24 protein-coding genes are annotated in these 25,907 nt (G+C 59.5%); 13 read left to right on the forward strand and 11 right to left on the reverse strand.

Features of this window, described 5'->3' with window-relative positions; all coding sequences use genetic code 11:
* Positions 1–102: 102 nt before the first annotated feature.
* The 5 genes from ARCT_RS0121545 to ARCT_RS0121565 all read right to left on the reverse strand — a co-directional run bounded on the left by ARCT_RS0121545 (position 103) and on the right by ARCT_RS0121565 (position 4,775).
* A complete protein-coding gene (locus ARCT_RS0121545) occupies positions 103–1,386 on the reverse strand; it encodes an ABC transporter substrate-binding protein (protein WP_027241919.1) in 1,284 nt (427 codons plus the stop codon).
* A gap of 99 nt (positions 1,387–1,485) precedes the next feature.
* A complete protein-coding gene (locus ARCT_RS0121550) occupies positions 1,486–2,562 on the reverse strand; it encodes a branched-chain amino acid ABC transporter permease (protein ID WP_027241920.1) in 1,077 nt (358 codons plus the stop codon).
* A 3-nt stretch (positions 2,563–2,565) separates the two neighbouring features.
* Positions 2,566–2,820: a hypothetical protein gene (locus tag ARCT_RS0121555; RefSeq protein WP_036785291.1), complete on the reverse strand. Its 255-nt coding sequence runs from the start codon at positions 2,818–2,820 to the stop codon at positions 2,566–2,568.
* Positions 2,821–2,931: 111 nt separating this feature from the next.
* A complete protein-coding gene (locus ARCT_RS0121560; RefSeq protein WP_027241922.1) occupies positions 2,932–3,927 on the reverse strand; it encodes a branched-chain amino acid ABC transporter permease in 996 nt (331 codons plus the stop codon).
* A 29-nt stretch (positions 3,928–3,956) separates the two neighbouring features.
* Positions 3,957–4,775, reverse strand: coding sequence for an ABC transporter ATP-binding protein (locus ARCT_RS0121565; RefSeq protein ID WP_027241923.1), 819 nt, complete (start codon positions 4,773–4,775; stop codon positions 3,957–3,959).
* 88 nt (positions 4,776–4,863) lie between these two features.
* Between ARCT_RS0121565 and ARCT_RS0121570 the strand changes: the two genes are divergently transcribed.
* A complete protein-coding gene (locus tag ARCT_RS0121570; protein ID WP_027241924.1) occupies positions 4,864–5,049 on the forward strand; it encodes a hypothetical protein in 186 nt (61 codons plus the stop codon).
* Positions 5,050–5,102: 53 nt separating this feature from the next.
* Here the strand turns inward: ARCT_RS0121570 and ARCT_RS0121575 are convergent, their stop codons facing one another.
* Positions 5,103–7,067 carry an AMP-binding protein gene (locus ARCT_RS0121575; protein ID WP_027241925.1) on the reverse strand — a complete coding sequence of 655 codons (1,965 nt, stop codon included), beginning with the start codon at positions 7,065–7,067 and terminating at the stop codon, positions 5,103–5,105.
* A gap of 274 nt (positions 7,068–7,341) precedes the next feature.
* On the opposite strand from ARCT_RS0121575, the gene ARCT_RS0121580 reads away from it, so the two are divergent.
* From ARCT_RS0121580 to ARCT_RS0121595, 4 genes are all read left to right on the forward strand, one after another.
* Positions 7,342–9,645, forward strand: a complete 2,304-nt coding sequence (locus tag ARCT_RS0121580) for a caspase family protein (RefSeq protein WP_027241926.1) — start codon at positions 7,342–7,344, stop codon at positions 9,643–9,645.
* Positions 9,646–9,713: 68 nt separating this feature from the next.
* Positions 9,714–11,615, forward strand: coding sequence for a hybrid sensor histidine kinase/response regulator (locus tag ARCT_RS0121585; RefSeq protein ID WP_027241927.1), 1,902 nt, complete (start codon positions 9,714–9,716; stop codon positions 11,613–11,615).
* Entirely contained in the window at positions 11,612–12,316 is a 705-nt protein-coding gene (locus tag ARCT_RS0121590) for a response regulator transcription factor (RefSeq protein ID WP_027241928.1), read from the forward strand. The genes ARCT_RS0121585 and ARCT_RS0121590 overlap by 4 nt, the downstream gene beginning before the upstream one ends.
* A gap of 109 nt (positions 12,317–12,425) precedes the next feature.
* Entirely contained in the window at positions 12,426–12,653 is a 228-nt protein-coding gene (locus ARCT_RS0121595) for a WGR domain-containing protein (RefSeq protein WP_027241929.1), read from the forward strand.
* A gap of 19 nt (positions 12,654–12,672) precedes the next feature.
* Here ARCT_RS0121595 and ARCT_RS0121600 read toward each other — a convergent pair whose 3' ends face one another.
* Positions 12,673–13,866 carry a hydantoinase/carbamoylase family amidase gene (locus ARCT_RS0121600; protein WP_027241930.1) on the reverse strand — a complete coding sequence of 398 codons (1,194 nt, stop codon included), beginning with the start codon at positions 13,864–13,866 and terminating at the stop codon, positions 12,673–12,675.
* 308 nt (positions 13,867–14,174) lie between these two features.
* Between ARCT_RS0121600 and ARCT_RS0121605 the strand changes: the two genes are divergently transcribed.
* From ARCT_RS0121605 to ARCT_RS0121640, 8 genes are all read left to right on the forward strand, one after another.
* Positions 14,175–14,825 (forward strand): histidine phosphatase family protein, encoded by a 651-nt coding sequence (locus tag ARCT_RS0121605; protein WP_027241931.1) that lies wholly within the window; start codon positions 14,175–14,177, stop codon positions 14,823–14,825.
* Between the two features lie 74 nt (positions 14,826–14,899).
* Positions 14,900–15,514, forward strand: coding sequence for a glutathione S-transferase family protein (locus ARCT_RS0121610; protein WP_027241932.1), 615 nt, complete (start codon positions 14,900–14,902; stop codon positions 15,512–15,514).
* 11 nt (positions 15,515–15,525) lie between these two features.
* The gene (locus ARCT_RS0121615) at positions 15,526–16,578 is read left to right on the forward strand and encodes a saccharopine dehydrogenase (protein WP_027241933.1); all 1,053 of its coding nucleotides are present in this window, start codon (positions 15,526–15,528) and stop codon (positions 16,576–16,578) included.
* Positions 16,578–16,826, forward strand: a complete 249-nt coding sequence (locus ARCT_RS0121620; protein WP_027241934.1) for a SemiSWEET family sugar transporter — start codon at positions 16,578–16,580, stop codon at positions 16,824–16,826. Before ARCT_RS0121615 ends, ARCT_RS0121620 begins: the two co-directional genes overlap by 1 nt.
* A gap of 12 nt (positions 16,827–16,838) precedes the next feature.
* On the forward strand, positions 16,839–17,981 hold the full coding sequence (locus ARCT_RS0121625; RefSeq protein ID WP_027241935.1) for a saccharopine dehydrogenase family protein: 1,143 nt from the start codon (positions 16,839–16,841) through the stop codon (positions 17,979–17,981).
* 149 nt (positions 17,982–18,130) lie between these two features.
* Entirely contained in the window at positions 18,131–18,724 is a 594-nt protein-coding gene (locus tag ARCT_RS0121630; protein WP_027241936.1) for a Crp/Fnr family transcriptional regulator, read from the forward strand.
* Between the two features lie 88 nt (positions 18,725–18,812).
* The gene (locus ARCT_RS0121635; RefSeq protein WP_027241937.1) at positions 18,813–19,004 is read left to right on the forward strand and encodes a YgaP family membrane protein; all 192 of its coding nucleotides are present in this window, start codon (positions 18,813–18,815) and stop codon (positions 19,002–19,004) included.
* 222 nt (positions 19,005–19,226) lie between these two features.
* Positions 19,227–20,858, forward strand: coding sequence for a U32 family peptidase (locus ARCT_RS0121640; RefSeq protein WP_240476361.1), 1,632 nt, complete (start codon positions 19,227–19,229; stop codon positions 20,856–20,858).
* A 108-nt stretch (positions 20,859–20,966) separates the two neighbouring features.
* Here the strand turns inward: ARCT_RS0121640 and ARCT_RS0121645 are convergent, their stop codons facing one another.
* The 4 genes from ARCT_RS0121645 to mutL all read right to left on the reverse strand — a co-directional run bounded on the left by ARCT_RS0121645 (position 20,967) and on the right by mutL (position 25,813).
* Positions 20,967–21,290, reverse strand: a complete 324-nt coding sequence (locus tag ARCT_RS0121645) for a DUF3775 domain-containing protein (protein ID WP_027241939.1) — start codon at positions 21,288–21,290, stop codon at positions 20,967–20,969.
* Positions 21,291–21,396: 106 nt separating this feature from the next.
* On the reverse strand, positions 21,397–22,683 hold the full coding sequence (locus ARCT_RS0121650; protein WP_027241940.1) for an adenylate/guanylate cyclase domain-containing protein: 1,287 nt from the start codon (positions 22,681–22,683) through the stop codon (positions 21,397–21,399).
* Positions 22,680–23,894, reverse strand: coding sequence for a DNA recombination protein RmuC (locus ARCT_RS0121655; protein WP_027241941.1), 1,215 nt, complete (start codon positions 23,892–23,894; stop codon positions 22,680–22,682). Before ARCT_RS0121655 ends, ARCT_RS0121650 begins: the two co-directional genes overlap by 4 nt.
* A complete protein-coding gene (mutL, locus tag ARCT_RS0121660) occupies positions 23,894–25,813 on the reverse strand; it encodes a DNA mismatch repair endonuclease MutL (protein ID WP_027241942.1) in 1,920 nt (639 codons plus the stop codon). Before mutL ends, ARCT_RS0121655 begins: the two co-directional genes overlap by 1 nt.
* Between the last annotated feature and the right edge of the window lie 94 nt (positions 25,814–25,907).

The raw sequence follows: 25,907 nt of genomic DNA on the forward strand, positions 1-25,907 counted from the left end.
GCTTTTGTTGGCGCATCCGGGTCTGGTCGGTGTGGCGCGGCAGCCAGGCCGCCGCGCCGGATTAAGGCCCGACCCCACGCAGATGTGGGATCGGATTAGTCTTTAGTTACACTGAGGCTCGATGTTGTTTTCAGTCGCATAGGAGGCAGAGTCGGCCTCGATCAGCGGCTTGATCACCTCATCGTCGGTTTTCTGGAAGTCAGCAATCAGGCTCCAGGTTTTGGACTCCGCATCCCACTGGGTCACACCAACAAGACCAGGGCCACCGTGGTTTTCACAGGACACGTTGAACGACGGACCAAAGTAAGGCATGCCAAGCGCCGACATCCGGGCTTCGGGCATTTCCAGAGCTTCCATGCCATCGCGCATCATCGCAGGGGTGATGTTAGCTGTGCCGTGGATTTCCTGAGCGGTTTTGGCGGCTTCAACGGCCAACATCGCCGCGTAAAGACCACGGTTATACAGCACGTTGCCGATCTGATCGCCAGCACCGGCGGCCTTACCTGTATCAACAACATATTTCTGGATGTCGTCAAATACCGGGAAGTCACGGCCAACATTGTGGAACGTCACTGCTTTGTAGCCATCGGCAGCTGCACCCGCAGACAGAACGTCATGCTCGGCACCGGACCACCATACACCAATGAAGTTTTCCATTGGGAAACGGATGTTTGCGGCTTCCTGGATAGCAACCTGGTTCATCACGCCCCAGCCCCACATCAGGACAAAGTCAGGACGCTCGCGGCGGATCTGCAGCCACTGGGATTTCTGCTCCTGACCAGGGTGGTCAACGGGCAGGGTGGTCAGCTCAAAACCGTGCTTTGCAGCCAGCTCTTCCAGGGTGCGGATAGGCTCTTTACCATAGGCGGAGTTGTGGAAAACCAGGGCAATTTTCTTGCCTTTCAGGTCGCCACCGTTTTCATCCAGCAGATAGTTGATGATACCCGAGGCGCCGTCCCAGTAGTTGGCAGGGTAGTTGAACACGTTGCCAAAGACATTGCCATTGGCAGCCGAGGTCCGGCCATAGCCCATGGTGTGAAGAGGGATGCCGTCAGCCGCAGTTTTTGGGATCAGCTGATAGGTAATACCGGTGGAGAGCGGTTGATACACCAGGGCGCCTTCGCCTTTGGTGGATTCGTAGCATTCCACACCTTTTTCGGTGTTATAGCCGGTTTCGCATTCGATCAGCTTGGTCATCACGCCGCCGATACCGCCATCACGCTCGTTTACGAGGGTGAAGTAGTCAGCGTAACCATCCGCAAACGGGATACCGCTCGCAGCATAGGGCCCGGTACGATAGCTCAGCGATGGGAACACCAGATCCGCCATTGCCGGACCCGCAGCCATCATGGCGCCCAGCGCCAGAGTGGTAAGTTTCATTTTCATCGGTATTCTTCCTCCCTTGGTCTCATCCGATAGTCGTCTTGGGTAGGCGGGGCTGTAATATTGATCTTGTCCCCGCCGCTCTTCTCGAACCTTGCCGCGTTAGTGCGGGAAGGGCCATAGCCTCAGTTTCTCTTTTGCGACGCGCCAGAGCTGCGCCAGCCCATGTGGTTCCACGATCAGGAAAAACACGATCAGCGCCCCGACGATCACCAGCTGGAAGTGGGCCACGATATCAGTGGGCCACCCCAGCACATCCACGCCAACCACCTTCAGGATTACCGGCAGCAGGACCAGAAAGGCCGCGCCGGCAAAGGAGCCAAAGATCGAGCCCAAGCCGCCAATGATCACCATGAACAAGACCTGGAACGACTTGGTGATGCCAAAGGCCTCACCCACTTCTACCGCGCCGAGGTACAGCGCAAAGAACAGCGCGCCAGAGATGCCGATAAAGAAACCCGACACGGCAAAGGCTGTCAGTTTCGCCTTCAGCGGGTTCACCCCGATGATTTCGGCTGCGATGTCCATGTCGCGGATCGCCATCCAGCTGCGGCCAACGGTGCCGCGTGTCAGGTTGCGGGCAACCAGGGCACAGAGGGTCAGGAAGACTAGGCAGAACAGATAGGTTGCCCAGGCAGGTGCATTGGGGCCGGTGATCATAATGCCAAAGACATCACGCTCTGGCGCATTGATTTGGCCAGAGGCGGAGTAGTTGTAGAACCATGGCACCCGGTTGAACAACCAGACCAGGAAGAACTGCGCCGCCAGTGTCGCCACCGCCAGATAAAAGCCCTTGATACGCAGGCTTGGCAGGCCAAACACCACGCAGACCAGACCGGTCACACCGCCCGCCAGCAAAACATGTACAAACATGCTCACGTCGGGAAAGACGGTCATCAGCTTGTAACAGGCATAGGCCCCTACCGCCATAAAACCACCGGTCCCGAGGCTCACCTGCCCAGCGTAGCCAACCAGGACATTGAGGCCGATCGCAGCGATCGAATAGATCAGAAACGGCAGCAAAATGGCGCTGGCCCAGTAGTCGTTGATAAGGAAAGGAACGACCAGAAAGGCAATGAGCAGCACAAAGTAATACCGATAGCGATCAAACTTGATCGGGAAGGTCTGGCTGTCCTGTTCATAAGAGACTTTGAAGTCTCCGGCTTCGCGATAGAACATGCGTTAGATGCTCCCCTGTTGGTGCGCGCGATTACGATCCGCTGCGCTCATTTGATTGGATTTTTTTGCATATCCGCTCAACTCAGCCGAACGGGCCAGGCGCAGATAGGCAATGATGCCGGTAAAAAGACCCGCCGCAGCCAACAGCGCCGAGGTGACAACCTGAGCTTCGGAAAAACCACCGGCGCTGATGGCCAGGTATCCAAAGGCCCAGAAACCGGACCAGGCAATCACGTTGATGATGGCTATGAGCTTCATCCTGCATGTTCTCCTAATTTACGGTGCGCACGGACATGGCGCAGGCTGCGAGGGTTTCCTTGATGCCTCCCCATCCAGATCAGAGCGGGGAGGCCAGTCTTGCTTATGGGGTCAAACCCGTTCGATGATCTTTTCGCCAAACAGACCCTGTGGTCTGAACACCAGGAACAGGAGCGCCAGTACATAGGCAAACCAGTTCTCGGTGGCACCGCCCACCATGGGGCCGATGGCAAATTCAAAGAGCTTTTCGCCAACGCCGATGATCAAGCCACCAACGATGGCGCCGGGGATGGAGGTAAAGCCACCCAGCATCAGAACCGGCAGGGCCTTGAGCGCGATCAGGGACAGCGAGAACTGTACCCCCGACTTGGTGCCCCAGACGATCCCGGCCACCAGGGCAACAAAACCCGCAACCGACCAGACCAGAACCCAGATGAAGTTCAGCGAGATGCCAACCGACAGCGCCGCCTGGTGATCATCCGCCACGGCCCGCATGGCGCGGCCCTGTTTGGTATATTGGGCAAAGAGCACCAGACCGACCACCAGAAGCGCCGCAATCGCAGTTGCCACAATGTCGAGCTGGTCGATGAAGAAGCCGTAGAAATTGTCAGAGCCAAGGCCCGAGGTCATGTCTTCGATCCAGAAAGACCCACCCTGGGGCAGACCCACATCCAGTTTCTTGATTTCGGAGCCCCACATCAGATCCGAAAACCCTTCGAGGAAATAGGCCAGGCCGATGGTCGCCATGAACAGGATGATCGGCTCCTGGCCGACCAGATGACGCATGACAAGGCGCTGCACCAGCCAGGCAAAGACCACCATCACCCCAACCGTCAGCAGGATGGCCAGCAGCGCCGGCACATGCCAGCCAAAGTGGTGCACCTCGGTGCCGAACATCGCGTTGATGATATGGCTGAACGGCACCTGCCCCTGCATGATGCCCACCAGGGTCATGGCTGCAAACAGCGCCATAACGCCCTGGGCATAGTTGAAGATGCCGGAGGCCTTGTAGATCAGCACAAAGCCCAGTGCCACAAGCGCATATAGCACCCCGGCCATCAGCCCGTTGAAGAAGACTTCGGTTGTAAAAAGAAACTGGTCAGACATCAGTCGCTCTCCTCATATCTGTCAGAACTTTAGTCATGTGCCACCCCCAGATAGGCGTCGATCACATCCTGATTGTTGCGCACTTCGTCCGGTGTGCCGTCACCAATTTTTTTGCCATAATCCATCACCACCACGCGGTCAGACAGATCCATCACCACACCCATGTCATGTTCGATCAGGGCGATGGTGGTGCCAAATTCGTCGTTCACATCAAGAATAAAGCGGGACATGTCCTCTTTTTCCTCGACGTTCATCCCCGCCATGGGTTCGTCCAGCAGCAACAGCTTGGGCTCCGCCGCCAGGGCGCGCGCCAATTCCACCCGCTTTTTCAAACCATAAGGCAGGCGCGACACAGGCGTTTTGCGGATGTGCTGAATCTCAAGAAAGTCGATAACCTTTTCAACCACTTCGCGGTTGGCGGTCTCTTCCTTCTCGGCCTTGCCCTTCCACAGCGCCTGCTGAAGCAAGTTGGTCTTCATGTGGTTCAGACGGCCGGTCATGACATTGTCCAGAACGCTCATACCTTCAAACAGCGCGATGTTCTGGAAGGTCCGGGCGATGCCCTGCTGTGCCACCTCATAGGGGCGCATCTGCGGGCGTGGCTTGCCGTGAAACTCCACAGTGCCTTCTTGCGGCACATAGAAGCCCGAAATCACGTTCAGCATCGAGGATTTCCCGGCGCCGTTGGGGCCGATGATGGCGCGAATTTCACCTTCGCGGATATCAAAAGAGATATCCTTGATCGCCACCACGCCACCAAAGCGCAGGGTGATGTTTTTCATTTCCATCACCACACCGCCGATGGTGCGACCGTCTGCGGTGACATAGCTATCGGATTGGTCAAGCATATGCGACGTCTCCATTTTTTCGCCACACTAAAATGTTAACCAAATTAGCGGACACTTGAGAAAGATGAGCAGCAAGGAGATCCCTGCAATGTTTAGCGAATTCGAGCACAGTTGCCTGTTGGACATGGCGCTGGAGTGCAGACGCAAAGGCCTGTCTCAATCCGAAAGCCGCGCCACTCTCAAACGCCAAACCCGTGGGTTCAGCGCGCCGTTTATGATCCGCCAGGTGGTGCATACCGCCTTTCATCCCGAACACTGTCCCGACCTGATCTGAGATCCGGGCGCGTGGTTTGAGACGGGCACTATGCCAGTCTGAGTTTTGAAGGTTCATTCTGCGGCCACCCGCTGTTGGGCCGTTGGCGACAGATCCGCGTCAATGATGGTCAGCGTAGCACTGATGGCGCCTTTACGGCCGTCCTCATAGGTGACTTCGGTGGTGGTCGAAATCTCGCTCGAACCATCATAAAGCGCGCCGATGATATCCGCGAATTTCTCTTCGACGATCCGGCGACGCACCTTGCGGGTCCGGGTCATCTCGCCATCATCCGCATCCAGTTCCTTGTGCAGAACCACAAAGCGGTGCACCTGACAGCCCGACAGCATCGGGTCAGCAGCAACTGATTTGTTCACCTCCGAGACATGCTCCCGGATCGACTGCAGCACCTTGGGATGGCCAGCCAGTTCCTGATAGGACGCATAAGCGATGTTGTTGCGTTCCGCCCAGTTGCCCACCGCTGATAGGTCGATGTTGATAAAGGCAACGCAGCGGTCCTTGCCATTGCCAAACAGCACCGCCTCCAGAATGTCGGGATAGAACTTCAGCTTGTTCTCGACAAACTTGGGGGCGAACATGCCGCCATCAGCCATCTTACCCACATCCTTGGCCCGGTCGATGATGCGCAGGTGGCCAGAATCTTTTTCAAAGAAGCCCGCGTCACCCGTTGCAACCCAGCCCTCGGCGTCCTTGGTATCTGCGGTGCTTTCGGGGTTCTTGTAATATTCCACAAAAGTGCCCGGGCTACGGTAGAAGATCTCACCATTGTCGGCGATGCGGATTTCCACATCCGGAGCCGGCACGCCAACGGTATCGGCGCGCACTTCGCCATCTGGCTGCACGGTGATGAAAACGGTGGCTTCGGTCTGGCCATACAGCTGTTTGAGGTTGATCCCCAGCGAGCGGTAGAACTCAAAAATCTCCGGGCCGATGGCTTCACCAGCGGTATAGCCAACGCGGACATTGCCAAAACCCAGCGTGTCTTTCAGCGGGCCATAGACCAGCAGATCGCCCAGCGCATATTTCAGCCGGTCCATCATGCCAACGGGCTTACCGTCGAGAATATCCGGGCCAACCTTTTTGGCATGCGCCATAAAGTGGTGGAACATATTGCGTTTGAAATTGCCCGCGTCTTCCATGCGGATCATCACATTGGTCAACTGGGTTTCAAACACCCGTGGCGGAGCAAAGTAGTAGCTGGGGCCGATCTCACGCAGATCGGTCATCATGGTCTCGGGGCTTTCCGGGCAGTTCACGCAGAACCCGCTCCAGTAGGCCTGACCAATCGAGAAGATAAAATCCCCAACCCAGGCCATCGGCAGATAGGCGAGGATCTCATCCGTCTGCTTCAGCTTGTCAAACTCGCAAGCGTTTTTGGCACTTTCGATAATGTTGCGGTTGGACAGAACAACGCCCTTGGGCTTGCCGGTGGTGCCCGAGGTATAAAGCATCACGCAGGTGCTGTCATAGGTCAGCTTGGCGCGGCGTTCGTTCAGATCGGTGATCCACTCGTCATAGGTGGCGCGACCCTGCTCCTGAATATGAGCATACTCATGCAGCGTGTGGTGGTCGTATTTACGCAGGCCCCGTGGATCCAGGTAGATCAGATGTTCAAACTGGTGCAACTGGTCCTGCACCTCGATCACCTTGTCGACCTGTTCCTGATCAGCGGCAATCACAAAGCGTGCCCCACAGTGATCCAGCACATAGGCCATCTCTTCGGCGTTGGCATCCTGGTACAGCGGCACCGGAATGGCGCCCACGGATTGGGCTGCAACCATCGACCAGTACAGATAGGGGCGGTTGCCGCCGATGATGGCGATAAAGTCACCTTCATTCACACCAAGATTGATAAGACCAAGCGCCAGTGACTCGATCTCCTTGGCGGTCTCCGCCCAGGTCCAGCACTGCCAAATGCCAAATTCTTTTTCCCGGTACGCCGGTTGATCACCGAATTCCGCAACGTTGCGTTCAAGCAGCGCCGGCAGGGAGAGTTTCCCCGCAGCGCCTGACTGCATCTGAGCCAATGTCTTTCTCCTCCCATTCCGGCCTTCCCCGACCGGCAGATCGCTGTCACACGATTCTGGTCCCGATTAGGGACTGCATCATGCTAGCCGGTCAACTTTTTCGTGAAGTTTTCACAAATCTAACGAATTGTAACAGCGGCATCCGAGGCCCTGTTTTTTAGGCTCCTGCAAAAAATGACAGGCGTTTGGAATCACAACACTTGCCAAGACGGGCAGCGGTCAGCCAACATTGTAGCAGTGCGTGCGTTGTGTAGCGGAGGTTGAAATGCGACAAATTCTGGCTTTGTTTCTGGCCCTTTTGCTCGCCGCGCCTGCATCTGCGGCGCGTCATGCTTTCATACTGGGCAATTCCGACTACGCAGAGTTGGGAGATCTTGCCAATACCCATGCCGATGTTGAGGCCTATGCGGAGGCGCTACAGGACTTGGGCTTTGCGGTGACGCTGAACAAGGATCTCGACAGACGTCAGACCCTGCATGCCTTTTACAGTTTCCTTAATCAGGTCGCCCCCGGCGATGACGTGGCCTTTGTCTATTCCGGGCATGGCTGGAGCAATGGCCGGGTCAACTATATCGTTCCAACCGAAGTGCAGCGGCCACAGCCAGAGTTTCAAAAGCTGCTGGAGGACGCCACCATTCCGCTGCAGAACGGCCATAACGGCCTGCTGGATGAGCTCGAATCCAGGGGCGTTGCCCTGACCATTGCCGTCATTGATGCCTGCCGCGACAGCCCCTTTCTGCAGAGCCCCGGCACAAAATCCATTGGCGTGACGCGCGGGTTGACGCCCGTTTTGCCCAGTACCGGCACCTTTATTATCTATTCCGCCGGCAAGGGGCAGCAGGCCTTGGACCATCTGCCAACAGACAGTCCGGATCAAAAGCTCTCTGTCTTTACCCGCAATTTTGTCCAACATCTGAAACCGGGCACCTATCTTCAGGATGCCATTCTGGACGCTCGCAGGCAGACCACCCGGCAAGCGGCCTCCTATGGCGGACACCAGCAACTGCCCGCCTATTACGACCAAACAACCGAACGCATTTGTCTGGCCGGGCAATGTGGCACCCAGCCCCCGTCCTCGCAGGACGAAACAGAAGCAGAAGCAGAGACTGCTGAACTGGATCAGTGCAGCGCCTTGTTCAAGGTCGCCCAGCAGGCCGACCAGTGTTACGCCTATTCGGCCTATCAGACCACCTGTGCGGATCATACCTTTGCCCCCATAGCCGAGGCCTATTTGCGTCTGCGATGTGGACCTGCTGCGGTGCCCACCGCAACCGGTACGCAAACCCGAACGCAGACAACCCCTGCTGCTCCGGCCGTGACAGCCGCGCAGCCAGTTCCTGCGCCCAATGCCCCCACCCAGTTGGACCAACCGGCAGATCAACCGGCAGCCGGTTCGGCCCTGGATCAGTTTGCGGCGCTCCTCTCCAAAGGCAAGGGCAATACCCCGGCAGCCGCTGCCCCCCTCTCCCCGCAGCCCAGTTCGCCGCCAGCCGCGTCACTTTCTGCCCAGCAGGCCGCCTTGCGGTCCTGCGCTGATGCCGCCGGCCATCCTCGCCACCCGCACCTGATGGGCCAACGCATCCGGTCTGCTGGGGTAGACTGGGAAGACCTGAATGCGGCCAGCGCAATCGCCACCTGCAAGCGGGCAGTGGCGCTCAACCCCGACACCCCGGCGGTTCAGGCCTTTTTGGCGCGGGCCTATGACAAGGCCGAAGATCTGCAGCAAGCCCTGTCTTATTACCGCACCGCCTCTGCGGCGCAGGATCCCATGGCGCAAACCAATCTGGCGCTGATGTACCGCAGGGGTCAGGGCGTGACCCAAGACGATCAGATCGCTGTAGACCTGCTCAAACGCGCCGCTGATCAAGGCTATCCAATTGCCGAAACCCAGCTTGGCTGGATGTATGAAAAAGGCCGCGCAGTGCCGCAGGATGATGCGCTGGCCGTGTTCTGGTATCGCAAGGCCGCCAACCGCGATCACCCCCGCGCCCAATATAACCTGGCCTGGATGTATGAAAATGGCCGCGGCGTCAGCCAAAGCTATTCGCGCGCCTTCAGCTGGTATCAAAAGGCGGCGCAGGCGGACCATCTCAACGCGCTGTACAAGCTCGGCATCTTTCACCGCGAGGGGCACGGAGTGTCGCAGGACGACGTCGAAGCGGTGCGCTGGTTCCGCAGAGCTGCCAATCGTGACCTGGCAACGGCACAGACTTCGCTGGGGTGGATGTATGAAAAGGGCCGCGGCGTTCAGCAAAGCTACAGCCAGGCCCTGGACTGGTACCGCAAGGCGGCGGCGCAGGGAAATGCAACGGCAACCGTCAACATCGGGGTCCAATATGAACTCGGGCGTGGTGTGTCGCAAAGCGACCAGAGCGCTGTATCCCATTACATCGACGGTCTGAAGCTGGGCAGCGAAACTCCGCTGGGCTGGTCCAGCGATTCATGGCGCCAAAGCACGCTGATGGCGATGCAACGCAGGCTGCGCGATATGGGGCTTTATACTGGTGCGATCGACGGCAAAGTCGGACCGGGCACCCGGTCTGCCATGCGCGCGCTCATAAACGGATAAGCCCCCGCGTCAGCGCGCCGCCCTTGCTCTTTTGGGCCAAGATGGTACCCCATGAGCGGGGAGGCACCATGAACACATCCGACAAGACACGCGCCGCGATGACAACTGCTGGACTGAACCTGATTGCCCAGGCGATCTCGATCTATGACAGCGATCTGCGGCTGGCGGTTTGCAACAGCCGTTTTCAGGAAATGTTCAACCTTCCCAATGATCTGGTAAGCCCCGGCGCACGCTTTGACGACACCATTCGCCATATCGCCACCAGCGGCGAATACGGACCGGTGGAGGATATCGAGGAATTTGTCACCGCCCGGGTGGAGCAGGCGCTGGATTTTGAACCCCATTATATCGAACGCACCCGCGCCAATGGTCAGGTGATCTCGATCGAGGGGGCGCCGCTGCCACAGGGAGGCTGGGTTGCGGTCTATACTGACATCAGCCGCACCAAGCGGGTGGAACAGTTGTTGCGGGCCAAATCCGAGGAAATGTCAGACCGGCTGATCTCTCACACCGAGGAGCTCTCGGCGACCAACCGCAAGCTGGCCGCCACCATCACCGCCCTGGAAGAGGCAAAACGCCAGCTCACCGAGATCGAAGGGCGCACCCGGCTCACCACCGAGATGATGCCGGCCCATATCGCCCATGTCGACGGCGATGGCTATTACACCTATACAAACCGGCGGCTGAGCTCGGTGTTTCCAAGCCGCCCCTCCGATATTCTCGAGATGCATATCTCCGACGCGCTTGGGCCGCAGGCCTTTGCCAAGATCGAGCCGCATCTGATGGCGGCCTACAAGGGCGGCAGCCCGGTGTTTGAATTCACCGAGGCCCATGACAGCCGCCGCATCCGGGTAGCCTTTACCCCCGACAAAAGTGGCGGCGTCTATATTCTGTCGATGGATGTCACCGAAGAAACCCAGGCCCGCGTTGCCCTGCAACAGGCGCGGCGGCGCGAAATGGCAGCGCAGATGACCTCGGGGCTGGCACATGATTTCTCCAACCTCCTGACCATTATTCTTGGCATGCAGGGCAAGCTTGACAAGATGCAGCTGCCGCCACAGGCGCAGGACATGATACGCGGCACCCTGGCGGCGGCACGGCGCGGCGGGCGGTTGCTGAACCGGATCGCCGAGATGACCGGTCAGCGCAGCCTGCGCCCGCAGGCCACCAATATGCACGCGCTCCTGTCCGAGCTGAAAATCCTCGCCACCCCCTCGCTGCCACAGGGCCTGGGGTTAAGCGTGCTGGACAATACCCCCGATGTCTTGTTGCTGCTGGATGCCGGCAAGCTGCAGGACGCGCTGTTGAACCTGATCCTCAACGCCCGTGATGCCTGCGGCATCAATGGGCAAATCACCGTAAGCGCCCATGTGGTTGGCCAGATCTGGCTGGAGATCAGCGTCATAGATACCGGCCCCGGTTTCTCTGGCGAGGCGCTCAAGAACGCGCTCAATCCGTTTTTCACCACCAAGGGCAGCGAAGGATCGGGCCTGGGCCTGCCCATGGTCTATGACATGGCCAAATCGGCAGGGGGCGACATGCGGATGGGGAACACGGTTTCAGGGGCCAGTGTCACCCTGCGCCTGCCCTATCGGCTGGCTCCCGAGTCCAAAGGCGGCCTTGCGCTTTTGGTCGAGGACAGCGAAGAGCTGCGCGCCACCTTCCGCGATATGCTGATTGATCTTGGCTATTCGGTGATCGAAGCCACCAGCGTCGACGAGGCCTCAGCCCTGGCGGCGGACCTGCCGGATATCGCGCTGGTGCTGTCAGATGTGCGGTTGGAAGGCGAGGCAACCGGCATTGATCTGGCGCAACGCCTGAAAGGCACCCATTTGCCTATTGTGCTGATGACCTCTTTGCCGCCCAGTGATCCGCAGTTCCGCATGGCTCTCAAGTCTGCACCGCTGCTGCAAAAACCCTTTACCACCCAACAACTGTCGGCTCTCATCACTCCGGAGACACCAGCATGACCGCGCCCCTTGTCACCATTCTGGATGATGAACCCGAAATTCGCCAGATTCTCACCGATTGCCTGCAGGATGCCGGGTTTCGCACCCAAAGCTTTGCCCGGGCCCGCGAATTTGAGGCCTCGTTAAAACGGGTGACGCCAGATGTCTGTCTGGTCGATCTGTCGCTGCCGGATGTGGATGGGCTGGCCCTGGTGCATCGCCTGGCACTGGAACAGGGCGCCGCCGTCATCATCATTTCAGGCCGCGCCCAGGTGCAGGACCGCGTCACCGGGCTGGAGCTGGGGGCCGATGACTATATCACCAAACCCTTTGATCCCACCGAAGTGGTTGCCCGCATTCGTGCCCGTCTGCGTTCTGGTCCCCGCAGCCAGCCAGTCAGTGGCAACTCCGCCGAGTTTGCCGGCTGGACCGCGTATTTTGACCGCTACCTGCTTGAAGATGACAAAGGCGTCGAAGTGCCGTTCTCCCATGCCGAGGGTGAAGTTCTGCGGCTGTTCCTCGACAGTCCAAAGCGGCTGATCTCGCGGGCGCAGATGCAAGAAAGCCTTGGCGGTGGTGCCGGTGACAGCTTTGACCGGGCAATGGATGTGCGGGTGTCCCGCCTGCGGACCAAACTGCGCGAAGATCCCAAGAACCCGCGCCTGATCAAAACCATCTACGGGGCGGGCTATATTTTCCTCGGGGATGTGACCTGGCGCTAATGGGCGCTAATGGGCGCTAGTGGGCGCTATCAGGCGCTAAGCCAGTGCCATAAAAATCCTGACAGTCCCAGTCTTGCCGTAGCGATTCGCTTTGGTATAGAATCGCCCCATGGCCACCTGTCTGCTGTATAACCAAATCCAAAACCGCCGCTCTCGGTTTTACCGGATCGAACTGGCGCTGAACCTGTTTTCCGAGGTCTCGGTGCTCAGGGAATGGGGCATTGCAGGCAGCAACGGCCAAAGCACCATCAACATCTATGACAACCTTCGCGAGGCATCACTGGCGGCGGACAAACACCGCAACCGCATGCTGAAACGGGGCTACGCCCGCGGCTGACCCCAGCCAAAGGCTTGGCTCACAAAGACAAGGCCGCCTGATTCAGGACTTCCAGCCCCTTCACCAGGTCCGCCTCTTTGGTGTCCTCATCAAAGGCATGGCTGATGCCGCCAATCGAGGGCACAAAGAGCATCGCGGTGGGCATCACCCGTGACACATTGGCCGCGTCATGCAACGCCCCCGAAGGCAGCTCCCGCCATTTTCCCGGCGCAAGGTCCTGTGCTGCGGTGCACAGAGCCCCCTTCAGTCGTGGGTCCATCGCCGCAGGTTCAATACCGCCAACCTCTCCCAGTTCAATCTTGACCCCCTGATCGCGGGCGACCTGCTCTGCGACCTCTCGCAGGATCTTTTCCATATTGACCAAACGCGCGGGATCCCCGTCGCGCCATTGCAAAGAAAACCGCGCCAAACCTGGTACAACCGAAGAGGCATTGGGGCTGAGCTCAGCATGGCCAAGCGTCCAGACTGTTTCGGGGGCGGCCACCACCGAGAACCGCGCATTGATCTGCTGGTTGAAACTGGACAGCGCCTGAAACGCATCCTGACGCAGCGCCATCGGCGTGGTGCCTGCATGATTTTGACGACCTGTTATTTTGATCCGGACTTCGCGGATGCCAACAATGTCGCTGACCACACCAATTTGGTCCCCCGAGGCATCCATGCCCGGCCCCTGTTCGATATGCATCTCGATAAAGCCGGTGAACATGTCATGGGGCAAAAACTCCCGGGCACGCCCCGCCATCCGAGAGCGGGCCACGCTCAGCGTCAGGCCACCTGTGTCGGTCAAGGCATCCGCCTCTGCCAGCGAGATTTTTCCTGTCCAGACATCGGACCCGGTGAGAATGCCAAACCGCCCCTCTTCGTCCTGAAAATTCACCACGGAAATGGGCGGGCCACCTGCCTCTTTGGCGGCGCGGGCGATTTCAAGGCCTGCCACCACACCCAGAGCCCCATCCAGCCAGCCGCCTTCAGGCTGACTGTCACTGTGGGATCCGATCAACAGAGATTTCTCGCCGTTTAAACCAAAGAGATTGCCAACTGGATCAAGGTGGGTTTTCAGGCCTGCCTCCTGCATCCGCGAGGCCAACCAGCGTCGCGCCGCAATCTCCACTGCCGTAAAGGCGGGGCGGACAACGCCCTTGCCCTGCCCAGACGCACCAAAGGACCGCAACCGGTGTAGATCTTCGAGAAAGCGATCTGGGTTCAGGGTCATGGGCCTACCTCTATTTGTGGATGTCAGGTATTTGTGGATATCAGGCGCCGCGCACCAGTCTTCTCGCCGTTTGCGATAGCTCAACTAATTCATGGCTTGGCCCGCAGCGCAATGGCCAAGGCGCGGATCTGTGACATTTACCCCTGACTGCGACGAAATAGCCAAATCGAACATTTTTACCCCAAAATCGCCCCTTGACGCTTCAATAATTTCCATCCCATCAAAAAGTTGCGCCCGTCCCAAACCCACTCTTCCATGTCGCTGCTGGCTCACCTATGAAATTGAGGAACAGGAATAGGATGCGTCGCATGACACATATCACCTTGGTCCGCCATGGGCAGGCCAACACCGAGGCCCGCGATGAAATCAGCTATGACCAGCTGAGCGATCTGGGACATCAGCAGGCCGCCTGGCTGGGGAGCTATCTGGACAGCAGCGGCGCCCAGCATCCCCGCGTCTATTGCGGCACCCTTCGGCGCCATATCGAAACCGCCGCAGGCATGGGCTGCGCCGAGGTCATCCAGGATGCCCGCCTCAACGAGATGGAGTATTTCACCATGGCCCAGGCCATGGAGGCCCAGCATGGGCTTGCCATCCCGCAAGAGCGCGAAGGCTTTATCGCGCATCTGCCAAAAGTGTTCAAAGCCTGGTCAGCGGGTGAAATTGACACTCCCCCCGAAAGCTGGGAAGACTTTGAAAGCCGCACCCAATCGGTTCTGACCGAGATTGCGGCCGGGGATGGCCCCGCCCTGGTGGTCACATCGGGTGGCTTTATCTCGATGGCCATGCGTCAGGCCATGGGGCTTGATACCGACGGTATGGCCCGTATGGCCCTGGCGATCATGAACACCTCGATGCACCGGTTGTTTCCCATCGGCGGTCATCTGAGCCCGGTGCTGTTCAACGCGGTGCCGCATCTGGACACTGCGGATCGGCTTTACGCGCAAACCCATCTTTGACCACTCGTTTTGACCCCCAGTCCCCAAGCTGACCCCAAAGCTGCCCCCAACCTAGCCCCAACAGGAGATCTGACATGCAACTCTATTACGCCTCCGGGACAATTTCGGTTGCTGTCGCAATCGCGCTGGAAGAAGCCGGGCTCGACTATGAGGCCATCAAGATTGATTTTGCCAGCAAGGAACAGCTGAGCCCCGCCTATGCCCAGATCAACCCCAAATCGCGGGTGCCTGCCCTGGCGGTGGATGGCGGCATCCTGACCGAAACCGGTGCGCTGCTGGAGTATATTGCCGATATCGCCCCTGACGCGGGTCTGCGACCCTCAGACCCGATACTTTTGGCCCGGATGCGGGAGGTGATGTATTACCTCGCCGCGACCATGCATGTGAACCACGCCCATAAGCTGCGCGGCAGCCGTTGGGCCAGCAAGACCTCCAGCTACAAGGACATGCAGGCCAAGGTGCCAGAAACCATGGCCGCCAGCTGCGCCCATATCAGCCAATATGGGCTGCGCGGGCCTTTTGTTCTGGGTGACGGCCTCAGCCTTGCCGATTGTCATCTCTATGTGATCTGCACCTGGCTGCAAGGCGATGGTGTCGCCCTTGCAGATTTCCCCAAAATACAGTCCTTCATGACAGCAATGGAACAGCGCGACTCGGTGCGTGCGGTCTATGCCAAGGACATGCTCTAAAGGATCCCACAATGACACATCTCTGGGTACGGGCCGAACAGCGCCCCAATGAAGACCGCGTTGGCCTGACGCCCGAAGGCGCCAAGGCGCTGCTGTCAGGCGGCATCAAGGTCACGGTGGAGGAGAGCTCGGTGCGGGCGATCCCCCTGCAGGGCTATATCGATGCCGGCTGCGAAATCGCAGCCGAAAACTCCTGGCCCAGTGCCCCTGCAGATGCCATCATATTTGGCCTGAAAGAACTGCCCGAGGATGGCACCCCGCTGCCGCATCGCCACATCATGTTCGGCCATGCCTTCAAGGGCCAGCATTCGGGCAAGGCGCTGCTGGACCGGTTTGCCGCTGGCGGTGGCACGCTGTATGATCTGGAATACCTGGTGGACGAGGCTGGCCGACGGGTTGCCGCCTTTGGCTATTGGGCTGGCTATGCCGGCGCTGCCGTCACCCTGAAAAGCTGGTGCGCCCAGCAGCGCGGCGAAATCTGCGGCCCCGTGGGTGTCTACCCCGGCAAGGATGCGTTGCTGGCGGAATTGAGCGCCGAGCTGAAAGCGGTGCAGGCGGATGTGCCCTCTGCAATTGTCATCGGCGCCCTGGGCCGCGTTGGCACTGGCGCGGCTGATCTATGCGAGGCGATGGGCATCACAGTGACCAAATGGGACATGGCCGAGACCGCAAGCGGCGGCCCCTTCCCACAGATCCTCCAACATGATCTGTTTCTCAACTGTATCTTTGCCCGCCCCGGCACCCCGGTCTTTGTGCCTGCCGAAGCGCTCTCAGCTGCGCGCAGGCTGACGGCGATTGGCGATGTGGCCTGCGATCCCGACAGCGATTACAACCCGGTCCCGATCTATAATCAGGCCACCAGCTGGGAGGCCCCGGCGCTGCGCGTTGCCAGTGATCCGGTGATGGATGTGATGGCAATCGACAACCTGCCCTCAATGCTGCCGGTCGAAAGCTCGCAGGACTACGCCGGACAGCTGCTGCCCTCGCTGCTGACGCTGACTGATCTGAAAACCGGCGTCTGGGGCCGGGCCGAGGCCAAATTCCGCGAATTTGTGCCCGCCTGATGGAACTTTATGTGGGATATTTCGCGGCCTTTATGGGCACCATCTGCTGGCTGCCTCAGGCCTGGAAGGCCTGGGCGAGCCGGGATACATCTGGCCTGTCTCTGGCTGCAAATTTGATGTTTCTGCTCACCGTCAGCCTGTGGTTCTTATACGGAATGATGGTCGGCGACTGGCCGATCATCATTGCCAACATCTGTGCCATTCTCATTGTGGTGAGCATAGTTGCCGCCAAACTGCGTTATAAATAAGGGAGATCTCTCATGACTATTCACTGGTGCGGCACCGGCCTCTCCGCCATTCCCGGCCTGCGTCGCCTGCTGGAGGCCGGCCACGATGTTGCCGTCTGGAACCGCACGACCGACAAGGCGCGCGAGGCAGTCGGCGATCTGACCTCCAATATCCATGTCTTTGACATCAACAACCTGGGCGAGATGCTGAGCCCAGCGGATGTTGTTGTCTCGATGTTGCCCGGCGACTGGCATGTGCCGCTGGCAGAGCTGGCGATCTCAAAGGGCGCTCATTTTGTGTCGTCCTCCTACATCGCGCCAGAAATGCGCGCGCTGGATGGCAAGGCAAAAGACGCCGGCGTGGCGCTGGTCAACGAGGTGGGTCTCGACCCTGGTATCGACCACCTGATGGCCCATGCGCTGGTGGATGACTACAAGGCCTCAGATGCCTTTGATCCTGCCAATGAGGTGAGCTTTCTGTCCTATTGCGGCGGCATCCCAAAGACCCCCAACCCCTTCCGCTACAAATTCAGCTGGTCGCCCCTGGGCGTGCTGAAGGCGCTGCGCTCGCCCTCAAAATCAATCCGCGACTTCAAGGAACTGGACGTCGCCCGCCCCTGGGATGCAATCTCGACCTTTGACGCGCCGCTGCCCGCGCCTGAGAGCTTTGAAGTCTATCCAAACCGCGATTCCCTGCCCTTTATCGGCCAGTATGAATTTGGCGCCGACTGGAAGGTGAAAGAATTCGTGCGCGGCACCCTGCGCCTGAATGGCTGGACCGAGGCCTGGGGCCCTGTGTTCAAAGAGGTGGAAACCCTGGAGGGCGCGGCTGGCGATGCCCGGCTCAAGGAAATGTCGGACCAGTTCTGGGAAGAAAACTCCTACGACGAAGGCGAGCCCGACCGGGTGGTGCTCTGTGTTGATCTGAAGGCGGAAAAGGCGGGTGAAACCGTCTGGCACAAGACCTATGTGATGGACGCCTGCGGCGATGAGCGTGGCACCGCCATGGCGCGTCTGGTCTCCTACCCGGTGTCCTTTGCCATTGAGGCGGTGATGAACGGCAAGATCGCCCCCGGTGTACATGCCGCCCCCAGCGATGCTGGACTGGTCGCAGACTGGATGGGCAAAATCGGCGCCCTGGCGCAGCATCTGGATGTCACCGACCGCCTCGCCTGAGACCTCGGATAAGCGACTTTCAAAGGGCCTGCGCAAGCGGGCCCTTTTTTGTTTCTACCCTGGTGTCGCCTGGCTGCGGCTCTGGATGTCGCTTGCACTTGCCAGCCTGCTGGTGTCGGGTAGACCTATTGGTGGTAGGAGTGGCCCTGGTGAATATCGGTAGAAAATTCTCGGCCCCAAAGGGCACAACACTGTTCAGCCCCGGACAGGAGTGCCCCGGTTTCCTGATCCTGAAGCAGGGCTGTATCAAGGTCACCCTGACCGGCAGCAGCGGCCGCGAGGTGGTGCTGTACCGGGTGCACCCGGGCGAGGTCTGCCTACAGACCTTTACCTGCCTGATCGAAGATCAAACCTATGCCGCCGAGGGCGTGGTCGAAGAGGATCTACGCGGAGACCTGATCCCTGCAAGCCAGTTTCGACAGGTGATCGAACAGGATGAAGCCTTTCGCAATGACGTGCTGACCTCCGTCGCGCTGCGGTTCGGCGAATATCAGCAACTGATCGAAGACATCGCGCTGACAGGATTTGACGCCCGCCTTGCCAAGGTGCTGCTGCGTCTTGTCGATGCAACTGGGGTTGTGCCTGTCACCCACACAGCCCTGGCCGCTGAAACCGCCTCGGGGCGAGCCTATGTTTCGCGTCGCCTGGCAGAATTTTCCCGCCGTGGGATTGTCGAACAGCTCGCAGACGGTATTCGCATCTGCAATGCACCTGAGCTGGCGCAGATTGCCGAACAAAAGTAGATTTCTGGCCATTGTGGTGACTCTGTCACCGCCCCTCACATCTTCGTTTTGCTATACTCTTCTCAGCACCGCAAAAGGAGATCTTCCCATGACCAAGAACGAAGGCAAAATTGACCGCATCCTGCGGGTTATCGCCGGTATCGTCCTGCTCTCGCTTGTCTTTATCGGCCCTCAAAGCCTGTGGGGTTTGATCGGTATCGTGCCTCTGGCCACTGGCCTGCTGGGCAATTGCCCGCTCTACTCTATACTGGGTATCAATACCTGCCCGCTGAAAAACTGACGGCAGAAGGCGCGCCATTTGGCGGAATGCTGCGCCCCCAGGCCAGCCTGGTTTTTTCCCGGGCTGGCCTGGGTACATATGCGCCTATTTGCGCTAGATCATATCTTTCTGTCCCGGCCCGTTCTATAGGCGCGCTTCCCCATCCCCGGTGAAGAGACCCAGCCTATGACCCGCCCTGCGACATCTCCCATGCCATCGCCTATGAAACGCTCGGAGCTTTTGATGCCCGCAGGAAATCTGCGCAAACTCAAGCTGGCCATTTTATACGGGGCGGATGCGGTCTATCTGGGCACGCCGGATATGTCCCTGCGCACCAAATCCGAGTTCTCGCTGGAAGAGGTGATCGAGGGCGTCGCCTTCTGCCACGCCCATGGACGGCGCGCCTATCTGACGCTGAACCTGTTTTCCCACAACAAAGACATCGACAAGCTGGACGAATATATCGACACCGTCCGCAAGGTGCGCCCGGACGGTTTGATCATCGCGGATCCCGGCGTTTTTCAATACGTCAAGGACCGCGCCCCCGAACTGCCGCTGCATATTTCAACCCAAAGCAATATCTGCTCCTGGCTGTCGGTCAAATTCTGGCAGGATCAGGGGGCTGAGCTCTGCGTGCTGGCCCGCGAAGTTTCGTTTTCTGAGCTGAAAGAGATCCGCGAGAAATGCCCGGATATCAAGCTGGAGGCCTTTGTGCATGGGGCCATGTGCATGACCTATTCCGGCCGCTGCCTGCTGTCGAACTTTATGGCGGAACGCGGGGCCAATCAGGGCAATTGCGCCAATTCCTGCCGCTGGAACTACAGCTTCCGCATGCGTCTGAAGGACGGCACCGTGCAGGACCTTCAGATCACCGATGACAACGCCGATATGTTCGAATTCCTGCTGGAAGAAGGCTGCCGCCCTGGTGAGCTGATGCCGATTGAGGAAGACGCGCGCGGCTCCTATATCCTCAACTCCAAAGATCTCTGCATCATGCCCAAGCTGAACGAATACCTTGAGATTGGCGTGGACAGCCTCAAGGTCGAGGGACGCGGCAAGTCTGAATACTACTGCGCCATCGTCGCCCGCGCCTACCGCATGGCGATTGATGACTACTACGCGGACCCGGAAAACTGGGACCCCAAACCCTATATGCGCGAGCTGGAGGCAGTGGGCAATCGCGGCTACACCCTGGCCTTCCACGAGGGACGCCTGACCAACTATGCCCATAATTATGAACACACCGCCTCGCTGGCGCAGTGGGAATATGCTGGCGTCGTCACCGAGGTGACCGAGGATGCCTTTCTGGTAGAGGTGAAGAACAAGCTGGTCGCCGGTGAGGTGCTGGAGTTTGTCTCTCCCATCGCCCGCGAGACCGTGCTGTTGCGGGTCTATGACTTTGAGAACGCCGCCACTGGCCAAAGGGCGCAAGTGGTGCAGGGCAGCACCAAGACGGTGATCCGCCTGCCCTTCACCCTGTTCGACCACGAAGACATCGACGCGCTAAAGCTGCGGTTCCCGCAGTATTCCGTGATGCGCAAGGAACGCGCCCTGACCGAGGAGCAGTGGAACCGGGTGCGGTTTGACAAGCTCACCCAGGGGTTGGAGATCAGCGGCACGGAAAACCCCGCAGCCTATGCCAAACGCCGCGATGCGCTGGCCAAAAGCATTGAGGAAGACGGCAATACCCGCCGGTTCAAAACCAATCGTGTTGGTGTCGAGGGCTGCTGCGGCAAGGGCTGCAACGGGTGCATGATCTTCTGGCAGGATGATCAATACGCCCGCGCCCGCGAGGTGCTGCTCAAGCGCAAACAGGGCCAGCAACTCAGCCGTGCCGAGGCGACCGAATTGAAACGGGCGGTGCCGCAGCTGTGATTGCACTACGCGTCAATCCCTGAGACTACTGGCCCCCGGATTGCTGGGTCCTGGATTACTGAGTCCTGACCCTCAGGTGTACTGGGTCCTGACTCTCCGTTGATCGGCCTAACGGCCGATCACATCATCCTCAACATCCTGCACATCGACGCCCAGCGCATCCAGGCCGGCCTCAATGTTGTCGGCCAGATGTGGGGTGCCAATCAGGTAGTCAGCCGTCGGAGTAGAGGCCTCAGACTTGGCAGTCTCTATTGCTTCGGCCAGTTCTTCCGGCTCAAAACTGCCGCGGCCAATCCACATGATTGCGGTGATTTCAGCCTGTTCATCCATGCTCAGGCGATCAATAAAGGCGCGCAGCTCGCCCTCCGCACGTCCCAGTTCCCGCGCCATCAGGGCCACCTGTGCAACCTTGCGTGTGGAAATCTCCAGCATTGTTCGTCTCCTTCTGTTCGCCGTTGCAACCATCAGACAGCAGCATGACACAGGGGTCTTTGATCTGGGGCAAGAAACCTGCGATGGGGCTGATGGCCTGGCGCCCTCAACCGGCCACCGCCTCACGTCCGAAGATTTCGACCCAGCTGCTGCGCCCGCGCAGGTGCTCCGCCGGCAGCGCAGACCACCCCTCGCGCGCGGGCTCGCTGCCCGCCGCCTGCAGCACTGCCGCCGAGGCAATGACATCCACGCCTGCCGACTTGGTCAGCTCTTCCAGACGTGCCGCCGTATTCACCGTATCGCCAAAGACCGAATATTCCAAACGCTGGGCATCGCCGACCACACCGGAAAAAACCTCACCCAGATGCAGACCAATCCCCACACGCACCGGTTTGCGGCCCTCAGCCTGGCGGTCCTTGCCCCAGTCCTGCAGTTCCGCCAGCAGGTCATCGATGCAGCCAAGGGACCGGATTGCAGCCCTCTCACCTTCAAACAGGATCATGGCGGCATCGCCGATGAACTTGTCGATCATGCCCTGGTTCTGCCCCACCGCCCGCTGCACACGGCGGCGAAACTCGCTGATATAGGCACCAACTTCTTCTGGTGCCCGCCCCTCGGACCAATTGGTAAAGCCGCGAATATCGACAAACATCACCACCATTTCCTGCTGACGGCCCTTGCGCAGCTCGCTCAGCTCTCCGGCTGCCAGCCGATCTGCGATCTGGGCAGGCAGATAGCGGGTGAGATTGGCCCTGGCCCGGGCATCTTCGATCGAGCTGTGCAACAGCTTGCGGGTCCGATAGGCCGCAACAATCAGCACAACGCCGCCCATGGCGATCATGACCACCCGCACCATATTGGGCGGCTGCATCACCATGATTTCAACCCGCGCCGTGATGAAAGGTGTCACCGTTTCCGGTTGCCAAAACGTCAGAAAGGCCAGGCCACCCACAACCAGCGCAACGCAATAGGCCTGCAGATAGGGGTTAAAGCGCAACACCGCAAAGGCCAGAATGACCGGCACCAGCCAGGTGGGCGGCAACAGAAAGGTCAGCTCCCCTGGCAGGCCGGTATTGCGAAGCCCAGCCCAGGTGTTCACCAGCATGAAGACACAATCCAGTGTCACCGCCGGCCAGACCATCCAGCGGCGAAAGCGCCCAGAGACGGCAAGCCAATAAGACACCCCGCCCAACAGGAAGTAAAAAACCAGCGTCATAAAGGCGAGCAGCCACTGGATCCGCAGATAAGGCTGATCCGCGCCTTCCCCCTGCACCAGAAACAAAAAGGCACTCAGCAGACAAAAGGCGACACCGATCCGCAGCACCGCCACGATCCGTTCTACTTTCACCTCTGCCTGGTGCAGCAATCGGGTGTCCAGAGATGTGGATGTCATGGGGTCTTTTGCTCCAGGGGCACAATATTGCCGGGCGACTCCGCCGCCAGATCCTCAAAATCAAAATTGTCCAACCGCTGTGCCCGCCGTCCAGCCTTTTCGGCGCTGACCCGGATCTCAGCGATATCCTTGGCGGCCTGCCCAAAGTGGCGGTCCAGATTGCCTACCCGCTCACCTAAGCGTTCCATATCGCGATACAAGAGCCCCAGCTCAGAGCGTATCGCCCCGGCTTGTTCCCGCATACGCGCATCCTTGAGGATTGCGCGCATGGTATTGAGTGTCGCCATGCAGGTGGTGGGGGAGACAATCCAAACCTTGGCGGCAAAGCCTTCTCGCACCACGGCGGTGAAATTTGCATGCAGTTCTGCATAGACCGCCTCTGAGGGCAGGAACATCAGCGCGCCTTCGGCGGTTTCGCCCTCAACAATGTATTTTTCCGAGATCGCACTGATATGCGCCCGCAAAGCCGCCTTCATCTGCCGAATGGCATAGGCTTTTTCGTCGCGGGTTTCAGCCCGGTGCAGCGCCTCATAGGGTTCCAGCGGGAATTTGCTGTCGATGACAATTGGCCCCGGAGGATTGGGCAGATGCACCAGACAATCGGCACGTTTGCCGTTACTCAGGGTCGCCTGCATCGTGTAGCTGCCCGCCGGCAGCGCCTTGGAGACGATATCGTTCAGCTGGATTTCCCCAAAGGCGCCGCGGGTCTGCTTGTTTGACAGAATATCCTGCAGTGACAGCACATCGCCTGACAGTTTGGTGATATTGTCCTGCGCCTTGTCGATCACCGCCAGACGCTCCTGCAGCTGGGTGAGCGAGGTCACCGTGCGTTTGCTGCTGCCATGCAGGCTTTCCTGCATGCGCTCCTGCATCTGCGCCATGGACTGCGCCTGGCGTAATGCATTGTCCGCCAGCCGGTCATTCATATGCTGCTGCACCGCAGTGAGGCGCGCCTCGACCGTCTGCACCATTTGCACCTGTGCGCTCGCCTGGGTGTCGGAAACATGCTGCAAGCCACCCTGCAACTGATGCACCGATTGCCCCAGCTGGCCAATCTGCCCCGAAAGCGGCCCCATGGCCCGTGCCACCCGCGCCGAGGCCCGCAGCGACAGGAGCAGCAACAGCAACAGCAGAGCGGCAAAACCAGCCGCCAGAAGAATCAGCAGCCCAACCTCATTCATTGCCTGAACTGCGTCATCCATTCCCTCCATCAGCTGCGCCCAAACAGCCGTTCGATATCGGCAAGCTTCAATTCCACATAGGTGGGGCGACCATGGTTGCATTGGCCGGAATGCGGCGTTGCCTCCATCTCGCGCAGCAGCGCATTCATCTCTTCGCCGCGCATGCGCCGGCCGGACCGGATCGACCCGTGGCAGGCAACCCGGGACAGGATGGCCTCCAGCCGCGCCTGCACCAGCTGGCTTTCGCCCTGGTCGTCCAGCTCATCCAGAATGTCTTTCACCATGGCCTCTGCGTTCACCTCTCCCAGCAAGGCAGGGGTTTCACGCACGGCAAGGGCATTTCCGCCGAAGGCTTCCAGCCCAAGGCCAAATTTTTTCAGCTCCTCCGCATGGGCGAGGATGCGGGCGCAGTCATTGCTGCCCAACTCGACGATCTCGGGGATCAGCAAGGCCTGGGCGGCCACGCCATTCTCCGCCATTTGCTGCTTCAGCTTTTCATAGACCAGCCGCTCATGGGCCGCATGTTGATCGACAATCACCATACCATCCGCGGTCTGGGCAATGATGTAGTTTTCGTGCACCTGCCCGCGTGCCGCCCCCAACGGCAGATGCTCGGCCCCGGGCGCGGTGGTCTCGGGCGCATCCGACACTGGCCCCGGGGCCTCGGTTATGCGGCCACTGTATGCGTCCTGCAGCTCGGCAAAGCCTTCGGTCACCGGCGCACCGTATGTCGGCGACGGTGCCGGGGTGAAATCCGGGCGCTGCCCGGCATAGGACGCAGTGCGCGCCCCCATGGAGGGGCGGTCCATCTGATAGACCCGCGCCGCGCCTGTTGCAGTGGGCACCTCTGGACGCATCGCCCCCAATGTGGCCCCGGCCACCGTGGTCGAGGCCCGATGCCCGGCCTCGGCCAGGGCGTGCCGCAGCGCCGAGACAATCAAACCACGGGCCAGACCAGGATCGCGAAAGCGCACTTCGGATTTGGCCGGATGCACATTCACATCCACCAGGGTTGGATCACAGTCGATAAACAGCGCCGCCGCCGGATGGCGATCGCGGCTGAGAAAATCAAAATAGGCACCCCGCAGCGCCCCTGTCAGCATCTTGTCCTTCACCGGACGTGAGTTCACAAACAGGAACTGCGCCACTGCCGCGCCCCGCGAATAGGTCGGCAAGGCGGCATAGCCAAACAGGCGAATACCCTCGCGGGTGGCATCAATACGCAGCGCGTTTTCCGCAAATTCCCGCCCCAGCACCGCAGCCAGACGCCCATGCAGCGCATCAAACAGATCGCCGGTCAGTGGATCCGCACGAAAGGTCACCCGCCCTTCGCCGCCGCCAGAGACATCGCGCAGGGTGAACCCCACCGAAGGTTCCGCCATGGCAAGCCGCTTGACCACATCGCCAATCGCCTGGGATTCCGCCCGGTCGGTGCGCATGAACTTCAGCCGTGCCGGGGTGGCATAAAACAGATCGCTCAGCTCGACGATGGTGCCGGATCGCAGCGCCGCTGGCCGCACCGGTTCCATCTTGCCGCCCGCCACCCGGATCTGCGCCGCATCATGGCCTGCCGCCCGGCTGGTGATGGTCAGCCGCCCCACCGCGCCCAGACTTGGCAGCGCCTCACCGCGAAAGCCAAAGGTATGGATATTGAGCAGATCCGTGCCGTCAATTTTCGAGGTCGCATGGCGCGACAGCGCCAGGGGCAGATCGCGGGAGGTCATGCCGCAGCCATCATCGGTCACCCGGATCAGGGTCTTGCCGCCATCTGCGATCTCGATGGTTATCCGCTGTGCACCGGCATCAATGGCGTTTTCAACCAGTTCCTTGACCGCCGAGGCCGGGCGTTCCACCACCTCGCCAGCGGCGATCCGGTTGATTGCACTGTCATCAAGCTGACGAATGGTCGGGCGATCATGATCGCTGATATGGGGGCTTTGGCTGCTCATACCGCTAAATTTAGCAGTTTCCCACGATTCTACCACAGGTTCTGGTGGAAAAATCGAACAAGAGGGGAACAAAAATAGGCTCCGCCTCCGTGTC

Origin of the sequence: Pseudophaeobacter arcticus DSM 23566, assembly GCF_000473205.1 — a bacterium.
In the GTDB taxonomy this organism is placed as follows: domain Bacteria; phylum Pseudomonadota; class Alphaproteobacteria; order Rhodobacterales; family Rhodobacteraceae; genus Pseudophaeobacter; species Pseudophaeobacter arcticus.